The 12689-nt window shown below is 54.9% G+C and carries 11 protein-coding genes; 7 read left to right on the top strand and 4 right to left on the bottom strand.

What is annotated here, in order from left to right; genetic code table 11:
* Positions 1 to 1080: 1080 nt before the first annotated feature.
* The gene (locus QMC96_06545) at positions 1081 to 1275 is read left to right on the top strand and encodes a hypothetical protein (protein MDI6876412.1); all 195 of its coding nucleotides are present in this window, start codon (positions 1081 to 1083) and stop codon (positions 1273 to 1275) included.
* Here QMC96_06545 and QMC96_06540 read toward each other — a convergent pair.
* Both QMC96_06540 and QMC96_06535 read right to left on the bottom strand, forming a co-directional pair.
* Entirely contained in the window at positions 1260 to 2303 is a 1044-nt protein-coding gene (locus QMC96_06540) for a DNA primase large subunit PriL (GenBank protein MDI6876411.1), read from the bottom strand. The genes QMC96_06545 and QMC96_06540 overlap by 16 nt on opposite strands.
* On the bottom strand, positions 2303 to 3046 hold the full coding sequence (locus QMC96_06535) for a DNA polymerase sliding clamp (protein MDI6876410.1): 744 nt from the start codon (positions 3044 to 3046) through the stop codon (positions 2303 to 2305). Before QMC96_06535 ends, QMC96_06540 begins: the two co-directional genes overlap by 1 nt.
* A gap of 100 nt (positions 3047 to 3146) precedes the next feature.
* On the opposite strand from QMC96_06535, the gene QMC96_06530 reads away from it, so the two are divergent.
* The 5 genes from QMC96_06530 (at position 3147) to QMC96_06510 (ending at position 10381) form a co-directional block, all read left to right on the top strand.
* The gene (locus QMC96_06530) at positions 3147 to 3746 is read left to right on the top strand and encodes an RlmE family RNA methyltransferase (protein MDI6876409.1); all 600 of its coding nucleotides are present in this window, start codon (positions 3147 to 3149) and stop codon (positions 3744 to 3746) included.
* Positions 3747 to 6139: 2393 nt separating this feature from the next.
* A complete protein-coding gene (gene moaA / locus QMC96_06525; protein ID MDI6876408.1) occupies positions 6140 to 7015 on the top strand; it encodes a GTP 3',8-cyclase MoaA in 876 nt (291 codons plus the stop codon).
* Between the two features lie 70 nt (positions 7016 to 7085).
* Positions 7086 to 7595, top strand: coding sequence for a hypothetical protein (locus QMC96_06520; GenBank protein ID MDI6876407.1), 510 nt, complete (start codon positions 7086 to 7088; stop codon positions 7593 to 7595).
* Between the two features lie 12 nt (positions 7596 to 7607).
* Positions 7608 to 8765, top strand: a complete 1158-nt coding sequence (locus tag QMC96_06515; GenBank protein MDI6876406.1) for an ArgE/DapE family deacylase — start codon at positions 7608 to 7610, stop codon at positions 8763 to 8765.
* Between the two features lie 137 nt (positions 8766 to 8902).
* Positions 8903 to 10381: a glycosyltransferase family 39 protein gene (locus tag QMC96_06510; GenBank protein MDI6876405.1), complete on the top strand. Its 1479-nt coding sequence runs from the start codon at positions 8903 to 8905 to the stop codon at positions 10379 to 10381.
* A gap of 15 nt (positions 10382 to 10396) precedes the next feature.
* On the opposite strand, the gene QMC96_06505 is transcribed toward QMC96_06510, so the two are convergent.
* Positions 10397 to 11128, bottom strand: coding sequence for a glycosyltransferase (locus tag QMC96_06505; GenBank protein MDI6876404.1), 732 nt, complete (start codon positions 11126 to 11128; stop codon positions 10397 to 10399).
* Positions 11097 to 12137 carry a lysylphosphatidylglycerol synthase transmembrane domain-containing protein gene (locus QMC96_06500; protein MDI6876403.1) on the bottom strand — a complete coding sequence of 347 codons (1041 nt, stop codon included), beginning with the start codon at positions 12135 to 12137 and terminating at the stop codon, positions 11097 to 11099. The genes QMC96_06505 and QMC96_06500 overlap by 32 nt, the downstream gene beginning before the upstream one ends.
* Positions 12138 to 12502: 365 nt before the next feature.
* Between QMC96_06500 and QMC96_06495 the strand changes: the two genes are divergently transcribed.
* A partial coding sequence (locus QMC96_06495; protein ID MDI6876402.1) for an IS5/IS1182 family transposase occupies positions 12503 to 12689 on the top strand: 187 nt, incomplete at its 3' end.

Here is a 12689-nt window from a genome sequence, read left to right as displayed (position 1 = left end):
AGATCGCGTATGATTCTCCCTGTGGACTGGTGGCCCATCTCCGGTCAGCTGTCTTGAATTCCATACTCAATCCATCGGGCAGGAGAGAAGCTGCGGAACGCAAACTGTCGCAGGGATGGGACTGTGCATGGCGCCGGATAATTATTCTTGGGTGCTTGGATAACTTCCCCACCAACTGTTATTCGTCAAGCATCAAATCGATCAGGTCCTCACATAAATTTGGCCTCCGTTGTTGTACCGCCATTCCATCTCATTGATGTAGTAGAGAGACTTCTCTCTCGATATCCCGTGATACTCGATCAGCCGTTCCTTCGCGAAGGACCGGAATCCCTCGATCCCGTTGATGTAGACCTTTCCCCGTTTGAACGTCTACCGATGATCGATCTTGAGATGCCTGTAGCCACAGAACATGGGGGAATCGGATCCCCGCCCTGGATCGGTAGAGACGATGGATCCTCGCCGTATCCGTTTCACCGTCCCGGTCATGAGACTATCCGCTGAAATGTCCTGTACGATACTCACGGAGACCGGTCCTCCCCGCTCCAGGATCCCATACACAATAATCTTGTTCCTCCCCCCTCTGCCTCTCTTCCCGTTCCGCTTTCCTCCGAAGCAGGCCGCATCGGCTTCGAGTCCCCCTTGAGAATCGCATCGCTCCGGGCCAGGTCCTCCACCAGGGCTCTCCGGAGGATGTCGTAGCTTTCAGGGCCGTCCTGGAACTCAGATGCACTTCCCGGGAGGCTTTTCCTCGCAGAGACGGCTAACTCGAATAACCTGACCAGGGAGAGCCGCTGGGAGGGAGAATCTCGTTCCCGGGAGAGGCCAGGCGTCTCGTTTGCACGCATTGTACCGGAGTCTCCATCGCTGGTGATAGCAGGACCCGGGCGGGGAACAGGAAGGACACGCGATTTTTCCCCGTTTCTTCCAGAGGTACTCGAGGGACAATCGGTCATCGGAAACGAGCTTGCTGATCTCCCGGAAAACCATGCGATCCTTAGCACCCTTCCTAACGAAAGGTTGGGGGGGTGAACCTTACGCAATCACCATAATATATCTGTTGGCAGTCCGATAGTAGAGGGTATGGATGCGCGTCTCATCGATATCATCACCGGCGTTGCCAGCCTGGCAGTGTTCATCGCACTGCTGGCGCTTCCCAGTCTCCTTCCCGGCACCTTCACGGACCAGAGCATCGGCTACTTCTACATCGTCGCACTTGCGCTGTTTGTCGTCACGATGAGCGTTGCAGGCTACGTCGTCAGTCACAAAGCCGCCTGATCGGTCTCCTTCCTCTCTTTCTTCCTCACCTTGTAGTAGGTCAGCGGATGGTTGACGTGACCGCAGAGATCGTCTCTGGCAACGCAGATGCCGTAGGTCCGCATGGTGGCGCAGGAAGGGGGCGTATATTCGGTTCCGCTTCGGCCGGATATATGCTCCACCTGGTACTGGGTCTTCTGGAGGTCGAAGTCCGGCGCCCTGCAGTAGATCTCCACGATCTGGGGCGTGCTCATCCCGATCGTGTGGAGGAATGCGGTCAGGGCGAATCTGCCCGTATGGGGCAGGTTGGCGCCGGTTGTTATCGCATGCATCAACGCCTTCATGCAGGGGGGGAAGACTCCTTCGTCCACATCTCCGAATTCCCGAAGCAGCTGCTGCTGGTTCGCGGCGGTGATTCGGGAGAGCTGGGGAGCGAGCGAGGCGCAGAGGGTATCCGGCACCCGGAGGGGCAGCTGGCGGCGGATGAGGCTGAAGATCCGTTCGCGCAGCAGGATCTCGATGTCTCCACTCTCCAGATGCACCCGCCCATGGTGAACATCGCGGTTCACAAGACGCCAGCGGTCGTCGCGCAGGGGCGGGACCAGCTCTACATACTGGGTGACCGGCATATCCGTGGCATTGAGATCCAGACCCAGGCTCCCGGCGACGTAGTCCCGCACGCCGGGAGCGCTCCGTCCCCGTCCGACGGCTTCATCCAGCTCCAGGAATGCGGCTGCCCTCGATGCCTCGTAGCGGGCGAGACGATCCATGAGGAAGCGGTCCCCGCTGCAGGAGACGAGCACGCGGGCCAGCGCGTATGCGGCCACCTCCCGGCGTACGCTCATCTCGTCCGACGAGACGGAACTGCTCTCATCCCCCTCCTGCCGCGGGGCGAGCGCGGCGATCACCCGCTCCACGGCGCGCTCCAGGGCGTTCTTCCCGATATCGCTCTCCAGAAAGGCCTGGAGAGAGAAGGTGCCCATGAAATCCTGGGACTCTTTTAAGAAAGGGTATTTGGCGAGGTCTTTTAGATCCAGCTCGATCTTCATCAATCAGCCTCGATGCGCGGGGCAAGGAGGTACTCCACATGGCCTTTCCCTTCGGCGATATCGAAGGCGAACCGAACGGGGTGGTCGATTCCCAGGTGCACCTCGACCTCCGCCGCACGGCTCATGACCTTTCCCATATCCTTCAGGTAGTCGAGGGAGAAGAGCGAGCGGGCCTCCACCGCCGTGAGCATCTTCAGCTCGTCTCTGCCGAGCTCGAGCCGGATGTGATCGATGTCCCCTTCGGCCACCATGTAGAAGGTCTCCCTCTTCGGGTCGATGCCCAGGGCAATCTTGTCGGAGACGACCGTCGCCGCCTTGATGGCCGAATTGAGCGCCTCTCCCGTGAGAACGGCGAAGCCGGGAAGTTCAATCGTCGGCGGGTTGGGATCCTTACGGATGGTGTTCGGATCGAGGAGCGTGATGGAGTACTTGTAGTTCCGAAACACGATCTCCAGCTTGTGCCCAGTATCTCCCAGCTGCATCGTCAGCATATCGCCCTTGCCCATCATGGAGAGGATATTCTTCATCTTGGCGATATCCATGCCCAGTTCCTCGGCGTTGGCTGCGTACTGGGCAAAGGCATCTTTCCTCAGCTCCATGGAGACCATGGCCACGTTTGCCGTGTCGACGGCCCGCATCCGGAGCCCGTTGGGATCGGCATGCAGGCGACACTCGGTCACAAGAGCTGCGATCGCATCAATCGCCTCGCGAAATGTATCTGCGTCAATTGTGGCGTTGAACATTGTTATTCCCTAAACAAACTCTATTATTAACTATATAAGCATATTTTTAATTATAGTGGAGGGCTCTTACCGACCCGGCTGAAGGAGTGGACCCGTTGCGATGAGTCGCCCTTGGTCAACCGATAGGTTTTACAGGAAAGCGAAGCGGGAGGGCTACCGCTCCCGTGCCGTATACAAACTTGAGGAGATCCAGAGGAGATTCCACGTCATCCGCCCTGATGATAGCGTCGTAGACCTGGGCGCGGCTCCGGGGAGCTGGCTGCAGGAGCTGCGGACTATGACGCAGGGGAAGGTGGTCGGCGTGGATCGGAATCCTATCGCGCCCGTGGAGGGGGTGGTCACCATCGCCGGGGATTTCACCGATCCGAAGGTCCAGCAGCGGGTGGCATCCGAGATCGGCGTGGCGAACGTAGTCGTGAGCGACGCCGCCCCGAAGCTCTCGGGAAACGAGAGCTACGATCAGGCCCGGGCGATCGATCTGGGTCTCGCGGCTCTCCGGTTCGCGCGAAGCACGCTCAAGCGTGGGGGCAACTTCGTGGTCAAGTCTTTCCAGGGGGCGCTCTTCGACGAGCTCCACTCCGAGGTGAAGAAGCACTTCCTCTCGGTCAGGATCTTTCGCCCCGCCGCATCCCGAAAGGGGAGTGCCGAGGTCTACATCGTCGCGAAGAATTTCCGCGGCCGAGAAGACGCCGAAGCGTGAGATCGCGATACCATTACCCGTCCCTGCGTCAGAGTTCGGGGGACAGGCTGTCGCCATAGTCCTCGCTTCCGGTTCGGAGCGACGCAGTGGAACGGTGCCAGATGCCGCTGACTCCCAAAGCAGCGTCCGACGGGGACGGCAAATCCGCCTCGTGAGAAACCGCCGAATTCTGGTTCGACCGCTCTGCTGCGGCAGGGATACCTCGGGAGTTGGGATAACCCCTCCCGCCACTTGTCGAACCGAGCCTCTGCAGTGTAAGAAGAAGCAAAGGGGGAGGTGCGATTCAGTGTTCTCCCGGAACGCAACCGATTTCACCCTCTCCGACCCTCATCCTGTCGCTCTTAACGGGGGAGTTGGAGGGGGATGCACTCCCCTCCCCGTTCGCCCCGCCCAGTATGCCGGGGAGTCGGAGTCTGGACGGGGTGCGTCCGCCGCCTCCGTGAAGAGATCCGCACCGCCCCACGCACGGCATCCCGCTCTGATCGACCCGCGCTGGAGCTTTCCCCATCAACGGCTGCGCCCCTCTCCACACCTCTTCACCGATCCACGGATCCGCTTCTGGATGCGGCAGAAGGCATCCAGCGACCGCCCTTCCGCGCCTACCTCTCCTGACATATTCGCCCGGAAGATCCAGGTTAACGGTCATCCCGCCATTCTCTTCCTTTCAGCCCCCTGCACCGGGCGGGGGGTCTCCACTCACCCAGCACGGGCTCTCCCACGCACCGGGGAAAGCATCGTCCTGCCCCTGCCGCCTTCCAGGAATCCGGTTCGAACTGTGGCGGTTCATTCCCTATCCGGAAGAAGGAGGTTTCTCCTGCCCCCGCTCGGATCGAGTAAATGCAACACGATGGCCTGGCGGTCAGCCCGGTAAGAGACCTCAAGAGAGATGTGTCGCGGTCTCGTCCGCGCCGGTGGTGTCCGATCCCGGTCAGCCGAATTCCTCTCATGCGACCACATGCCGGCCACGACAGATCGCCGCACCTTTCGGTACATGTGTATGGTTTGGCCAGAAGGGCTGCACCGGCAGCCCAATCTCCCGGGACGTCTCCGGTAAAACCGGCTCGGGCTGCCACGACTGGGATGGATGGTGCGGCATTGAACCATTCGGATCGATCCCGCGCAAGCACCCACAAGCCCCTCTCTGCGATTGGGGGGGCGTGAAGTCCGATCGATTGCCGGATCGCCTGGACCGTCACGCGGGACGGGGATCCGAGCTCCGGGTGTGCTGCTCTCCCCCTGTTTTTGGAAACTGCACAGCATCTCGCGAGTGTTTTCCAGGGATCGCGGCTATTCACCAATTTCCAGCAGTCATCCGATCAGCCCGCCCTGGAGCTCGATCCTGCCCGGAGTCAGAACCGGGTGCCGTGGAGAGATTCGGTTCGATGAGCCATCGCACCTCGCAGGCCTCGAAGAAGTCCCCGGAGACTCTGCGGAACACACATATACGGGCCCGAGCCACTCGTGGCGATGAGTGCAGGGTGTATATCCGTCTTCCCGTCTCTCCCGGATCGAAAAGAGGGTTCGGACTCCCTATCTGCGGACCCGCTTACGGAAACTCCCGGGTCTCGCCGGATCTCGCCCTGATCTTATCGGAATCGGCCATAAAGTGACAGACCGTATCGGGTTGCGCATCAATCTCGATCGAGCCCTCGAGCTCCTTCATGGGGTGCCCTCGAAGGACGTGCGGCTTCAAATGCTAATCGATCGATGGCAACCTGAAATCGGATGCCGCCCGGGAAATTGGTTGGAGTCTGCCCGTGGCGGTCGGGGACGGATTCATGGAGGGATCCGGGATGCAGGGATCGGGACCCTGATTGCGGGTCTGCCCCGGCAGGTGGTCGCCCGGACTCCGTGCACCCACTCCCCTCCGTTCCGGCCGGTAGGCCCGAGGTGGCCAGACTCGGCTGCCCGACGCAGGCAGAAGATCGGGATGCCTTCGGCCATCGAGCGGGCGGTAGCTCTCAAACCAGATCTGCGCCCATCTTCAGCATGGGGGAATGCACCAGCGATGCGCCGCATCGGAGGGGAGATCACCGGGGCACCGCGAGTTGCCTCGCCCATATCCCCCGTCAAGACCGGGTCAGCATATCCGTGTTATTTTTCGGAGGCAGCATCCCTTCCGGTCTCACGGCGCCTGACGATATGGCAGCCCCTGCCCTCCACGTGTTCCCTGCCCGTATCCGGTGGGGCGGAACCCGAGGGGCACCGGAGCTGTATCGGCCTCAAACCGCCTTCGGAGAGGGCACGCGTGTTTGACGGTTCTTCGTTCCGATACAACGGTTTATGCTCTCATACGACCGACGTGTATTGACAGGTGGGCTGGTGCTGAGCTGGCATGCGATTCGCCGGCATGGCACTTTCGTTCCCCATCCATTCACCAGGAGAAGGCTACGGTGCTCAGAGATTCCTACAACAGGCCTGTGACGAACCTGCGCGTCAGCCTCACGCAGAGGTGCAACCTCCAATGCATATACTGCCACGCAGAAGGGGAAGTCTCCCCCGCGTCCGAGCTCGCTGCCGACGAGATCGGAGAGATTTTGCGCGTAGCTGCAGGTCTGGGCATAAAAAGTGTCAAGTTCACCGGCGGCGAACCGCTCCTCCGGCAGGATCTTGTCGAGATCATCGAATCTGTTCCGGAGACGATGGAGTCGTCCATGACCACCAACGCGACGCTTCTCGCTGACCGCGCCCACGAGCTGAAGGAGGGCGGGCTCTCGCGGGTGAACATCAGCCTGGACAGCCTGAATCCAGATCGCTACCGAGAGATCACGGGCAGGGACTGCCTCTCGCAGGTGCTCGAGGGTATAGACGCTGCGCTCGACGCCCGATTGGCACCGGTAAAGCTGAACATGGTTCTCATCGAGGGGATGAACGAGGACGAGATCCCGGACTTTCTGGCGTTCGTGCGGGGCAACCGCGATCTCATCCTCCAGCTGATCGAGCTGATGGAGTTCAACGACTGCAAGCTGCACGGCAACATCGATGCCATCGAAAGCGATCTGGCGAACCGTTCGCGTGAGATTCTAACCCGGCGGATGCACCACCGCAAGAAGTACTGCCTCGACGGTGCGGAGGTGGAGGTGGTGCGGCCACTGCACAACACCGAGTTCTGCTCCTTCTGCAACCGCCTGCGCGTCACCTCGGACGGGAAACTCAAACCCTGTCTCCTGCGCAACGATAACCTGGTGGACGTACGCGGCAGGCGGGGCGCGGAGCTCGAGGAGCTCTTCCGCACGGCGACCGCGAGGAGAGCGCCGTTTTTCCGGTAGCGGCGCTCTTCCACTATCCGAGCCCCGGCGCACAGCAACGGTTTTATCAAGCCGACTCCTACGGGAGTGTATGCAAATCGTTAACGAATATTTCAACGCGCTGCGGCACCTCTACGAGAAATCCCTCATGCTGGAGAGTCCCAGCGATTTTCATCCGGTGCTGCATTTTTTCTTGATGGACTCGCTGGCGCACCTGGACTATACCCTGGGGGTGCAGGCGTTCAACTTCATGTCGATCAAGAACGAGATGTCGAGGGAATACCTGCGGTGGCGCATCGACGAGGAGAAGAAAGGGGAGCGGGCGTATTTCCCCGAGTTCATCAACTGGCTGAAGGAAAATGATGAGGAGATGTTCGAGTCCCTGCCTATGGTATGGCAGCTTGTATACGACCGCGAGAGCAGCGGGGGCTACCGCAGTTTCCGTCTGGTGATCGATCCGGACAGCACGCAGCCCATACCGGCGCGGTTCTTCATCGATGCCATCGATGAGTTCTTCGACAAATCGTTTATTAAAAGCCTGTACAAAGGCGCTTCGCTTGCCAACCTATTCGAGAGTTTCCTGGCTAAGAGAGCTGCCTGACGGTGGATCGGCATGGATGTGGCGCGCCTCTGCTCGGATCTGATCCAGATAGAAAGCGAGAATCCTCCGGGGAGGACCGCGGAGGTGATCGAGTACATCTGCGGCTACCTGGATGCCCTGGGAATCCAGAGCACGGTGATCCGGAACTCGGGCGGGCGCGACAATCTGATCGCGGTCTCGCCCCAGAACAGACTCCTGCTGTGCGGGCATGTGGATGTGGTTCCGGCCCTGCGGGACGGGTGGAAGTTCGACCCGTATGCCGGTTGCCTGCACGAGGGGTTCGTCTGGGGGCGGGGTGCGAGCGACATGAAGGGGGGCTGCGCTGCGCTCCTGCATGCCCTGAAGACCGTTCTGGATGCGGGGCGGGAGCCGAAGGCGAACGTCGCGTTCGTCTGTGACGAGGAGAGCGGGGGAAAGTACGGCATCCGCCAGCTGCTCCGGAAGAATCTGCTCCCTCCCGCTGACTGCCTGATCGCGGAGCCGACTCCGCCCCTGAGCCCGGTGATCGGGCAGAAAGGGCTGTGCCGCCTGAACCTGGAGTTTGCCGGGGAGCCGGGCCACGGATCGCTGTATCCGCGGGTGGGGATATCGGCGGTGATGGAGGCATTTGCGCTACTGGAGCGCGTGAAGGTAATCCATGCAAAGGAGTTCGAGGGTCCGCCCCAACTCGCTGGCATCGTCGACCAGTCGTCGCGGGTGCTGGAGGGAATCTTCGGTGTGAAGGATGTCATGCGGAGAGTCACCTTCAATCCCGGGCGGATAGAGGGCGGAGAGAAGGCGAATGTTGTCGCCCAGCACTGCAGCCTGGAGCTGGACATGCGCGTGCCGTTCGGCTGTTCGGTACGGGATCTCATGGAGTATGTCGCGCGGCATGCGCCGCGTGCCACGGTCACCGTGATGGACTGCGCGGAGCCGGTATTCACCGCGCCCGACGCTCCCATCGTCGCTGTCCTGTCGGCGGAGATCGAGCGCGTGTATGCGGAGAGGGCCGTCCCGATCGTGCAATGGGCCGCCAGCGATGCCAAGTTCCTCCGAGAAGCCGGTTTTTCGGTGGTGGAGTACGGGCCGGGGGAGCTCGCCACGCTCCATGCGGTGGACGAGCGGGTGGCCGTACATCAACTGGAGAAGGCGGTGGAGATCTACCGGGGGTTCATTCTGAAATATTCATAATTATCCGCGTTTGAGCGGTCATAAGGATGCGATTGTATTCTCAAATTGTCATTTCATAGACCTTTTATACTGACTTTTTAAATAATAATTCGATCGGAATGGGCAAATCGTATACGGGAAAGCGACAAAGGACCCATGTGAAAAGGATTGAAAAACAGAATGAGGAGATGCCGCCGCCTGAGACACCAACGTCCACGCCAAGCTGGGGAACCAGTATTATTGCCCAAGTTAAAGCTGATCGGTATCTCCAGGCCCTCTTCGTGTTGACCCTGATTGGTGCGTTCCTGAGATTTTATCACCTCGATTACAACTCGCTGTGGCTGGACGAAGCGGCAACGCTGAATTTTGCACGCCAATCCCCTGCAGAAATCTGGCAGATCGCTGCTGGTGGGGAGTTCAACCCCCCACTCTTTTACTGGATAGAACACTTAATGCTCATTTTCGGGGATTCAGAGTTCGTTCTTCGGTTTGTTCCTGCTCTATTTGGAGTTCTGACAATACCGCTAACCTACAGTCTCGGAAAGGAGCTCGCAGATAAATCCACAGGATTAATTGCAGCAATATTGTTGACATTCTCTCCGATGCATATATTTTATTCCCAGGATGCACGGGCATACACCATCTCTGTATTTTTCGTGATTCTTGCGGCACTTTTTTACATAAAAGCGATGGAGCTTGAGGATTATCGGCTCTGGATGCTGTTTGGAATTGCTGCCGCTGTATCGTTCTGGTTGCATTTTTACACGATCCTTGCGATAGCTGCGATTCTTATGCATGCACTCCTGGTTAGTGCCAAACAAATCCAGGAACGCATCCGATATCTTGCAGTTTCTCTAGCAACGATTCTTCTCCTCACTCTGCCAATAATCCTTGTGGCCATTCCGTTGTTTGCAAAACGGACAGCTTCGTCACCTACATTCGGCTATCAGGGTTGGCTGGTTATCCAGCAGACGTTTAGCCAATTTTCTGGATTTAACAATGCAATTGCCGTTGCTTTCATGTTATTGTTTATTTTGGGATTGACTTTTTGGTTTTCCTCAGATAAGAAAAAGGCAGCTTTTATACTAATTTTTATTTGCGTCCCTCTCGCGATGAGCATCCTTATGTCCTACCGAATGCCTTTCATACCCCGCCATCTACTATACTTATTACCATTGTTCCTGATTGGCGTTGCATATTTTTCATACCTCTTTATGCGCTTTCTTTCTCATAAAACCCCTGTCTATCTGCTTATTCTTTGTCTGGTTGCCGTCAATCTGCCCTATTTGCAAGGATATTATACAACTTATCAAAAAGAGGACTGGAGAGGATTCTCCGATCAATTAGCCGCGATGACAGGGGATGGTGATATTGTTATTACTGTCCCTGATTATATCCATCTTCCATTGGATTACTACTATAGCAATATCAGCGATAACACTCTCCAGTTTGGAGCATCCTCTGCTGCCGAGCTGGAGCAGATATCCCAGCATAAAAAGGGTAACAATAAGGTCTTCTATGTTGTAACCGCGGATATTATTGCTCAGAATCCAGAGGGAGATGCACTGGCATGGCTGCAGGATAAGAGCAGGAGGATCTGGAGCCACACGGGGATTCATATGTTTACTTTAAGGTAAGGTTGATACGAATCGTCAACTCCAACGGACTCCCAAATATTTTACCTTAAAAATTTTTAGCAAGAGCCTAACATGATTGATAATCTCTCTCTTCACATTAATTTTCGATTCCCCCCTTTCACGTCGATGAAGTGCCACCGGGATCTCAACAACTTTCTTGTTATTTATAATTAACTTCGCAAGGATCTCTGCATTAATATCAAATCCATTGCTCTCAATATCCATTGAACAGAGCACTTCTCTTTTATAAAGCCGAAAGATCGGGCTGACGCTGGTAATGTTCGAGCCAAGCATCATTCTATAAAGTGAATTAATTATACAGCTTAAAATAAGCCTAAATAAGGATACATCCTTTACAGAATTTTTTAACAAATATGGCGATCCAGAAACACAATCTGCTCCTGTTCGATTGTATGCCTCAATCAATTTACCGATCTCCACTGGCTTGAATGTAAGATCGGAATCTATCGTAACGATGAGGTTTCCAGTACAATGATTAATTCCAGTTCGAACTGCAGCACCCATCCCTTTATTTGTACCATGTGCAATGACACGCACGTCTTTTCGCATACTTTCAATCATCTGCAGCTGCAGGAGAGTGTCATCCTGGCTCCCATCATCTACCATAACATATTCGACAGCTAATCTCGCACTTTCAGCGATCGAGTCGATAACAGGGAACAGTAAGGAGTCGTAGGTTAGGACGTTCTCTCTCTCATTGTAAAGGGGAACTACAATCGAGATCATTTTTCACCTCTCTCAGCTCTTTCATAGAAAATCTCGAGAAAATTATACCTAATAGGAGAGCAAAATACATCGATAACAGTCTGTCTGTAAGTACAATCGCCATCGAAGTCACCGTATCACAACCCGTTTGGGTGATGAGGTAGCTCAGTGATCCTTCGGTGATTCCAATGCCTAGGGGTATTTGAGAAACCAATCCTGCAATAATCGAGAGGCTGAAAAAAGTGGCTGCAGATAAGGGATGCATATAGAATCCAAAAGCAAGAGCGATACACCAGAGACGGAGAAATTCGAACACAAGAGAGATTAGAGTGATGAAAAATACTGCAGTTACGGGCACAATGGACAGCTTCCGTATATTGATCCGGCATAGTTCATTTTTCGAGAATGAAGGGATTTTTACAATTAATCTCTGTATTAAATCTGCAAAACTGCTTGCCTTCATAAAAAAAAGACCCAACGCTACGAGCAATAATAAAGAGACTCCTAACACTATTAATAATGACTGCTGGATTTCTATAAAGACCATCAAAGCAGCAAATACGAATAGAATTGCCAGTTCAAAGAACCTCTCATAAAAAAGCATTGATGCACCATCGGGATAACATAATGAATATTTTTCTTTCATGAAATAGGCTTTATAGACATCTCCAATTTTTCCTGGTGTAATATTCGCAAAGAAGAAACTTGAAATGCTAACTAAAGCTGACTCGTACCAGGAGAGATCTAGATCGTATTTCGAACTGAGATACTTCCATCGATAGACTTTTATCAAGATATTGCCAATAGAAAAGCAAAATGCTGCTAGCAGCAGTAAGATGTTGGCGCCCAAGATTATCCGGACATTATTGATAATTCCAGAATTCAATATTGTATAAGCGAGAATAACCAGACCTGCTCCCAGCAATAGTCCCTGAATAGATAGTTTCTGAATATCGGGAAGCGACATGGATGCCTGTAACTTTTCAGATATATTTAGTAGGTTTTCACGATTTTTTCCGAGAGGACTCATTCATGCGGCAATTGACTTAAGGCTTATACATATATCAACACAATATTTTTCCTGTATTACTTATGTTCAACGTTCGGTGTTAAAAATTCGTATTATATGTTTTATGTTCAATAGATACTAAGTTGGAGTCTGAATATCAGCGTCTTTGAAGATCTGCGTCTGATCCGGGACGCAACGACCTTCACGACAATCAGATACACATAGAGGTCATCCCTAAATTATAAGACCCCTGATCTACAAGGGCGAGGGTCATGGCATTCCAGGAAATTGATGACGATCTCTGGGAGATCATCCAAAAGAGAATTGCGATAAACCCCCACCTCAAACCGTTAAAGCTTTATCTCAGCTCGTCGATCTCCTGAACAATGAATTCCTTCACCGATTTCACCCTGAACGAGGAGTACAAGCGCATCCAGAGACTGGGAGACAGGCTTGCAGAGCTCGAATCGTTGATCGAGTGGGAGTCATTCAGACCAATCCTGAGCAATCTCTACGAAAGCAATGATGAGATCGGAGGAAGGCCGAACACCGACGAGATCCTGCTGCTGAAGA

The organism is Methanomicrobiales archaeon (genome assembly GCA_030019205.1).
Lineage (GTDB): Archaea > Halobacteriota > Methanomicrobia > Methanomicrobiales > JACTUA01 > JASEFH01.
This window is presented reverse-complemented; position numbering and strand designations above follow the sequence as displayed.

Excerpts from the sequence above, each read along its gene's own strand:
- QMC96_06515 (MDI6876406.1), top strand. The coding sequence starts at position 7,608 with ATGGATGTGGCGCGCCTCTGCTCGGATCTGATCCAGATAGAAAGCGAG.
- QMC96_06500 (MDI6876403.1), bottom strand. The coding sequence starts at position 12,137 with ATGAGTCCTCTCGGAAAAAATCGTGAAAACCTACTAAATATATCTGAA.
- QMC96_06545 (MDI6876412.1), top strand. The coding sequence starts at position 1,081 with ATGGATGCGCGTCTCATCGATATCATCACCGGCGTTGCCAGCCTGGCA.
- QMC96_06540 (MDI6876411.1), bottom strand. The coding sequence starts at position 2,303 with ATGAAGATCGAGCTGGATCTAAAAGACCTCGCCAAATACCCTTTCTTA.
- QMC96_06505 (MDI6876404.1), bottom strand. The coding sequence starts at position 11,128 with ATGATCTCGATTGTAGTTCCCCTTTACAATGAGAGAGAGAACGTCCTA.
- QMC96_06520 (MDI6876407.1), top strand. The coding sequence starts at position 7,086 with ATGCAAATCGTTAACGAATATTTCAACGCGCTGCGGCACCTCTACGAG.
- QMC96_06535 (MDI6876410.1), bottom strand. The coding sequence starts at position 3,046 with ATGTTCAACGCCACAATTGACGCAGATACATTTCGCGAGGCGATTGAT.
- QMC96_06530 (MDI6876409.1), top strand. The coding sequence starts at position 3,147 with ATGAGTCGCCCTTGGTCAACCGATAGGTTTTACAGGAAAGCGAAGCGG.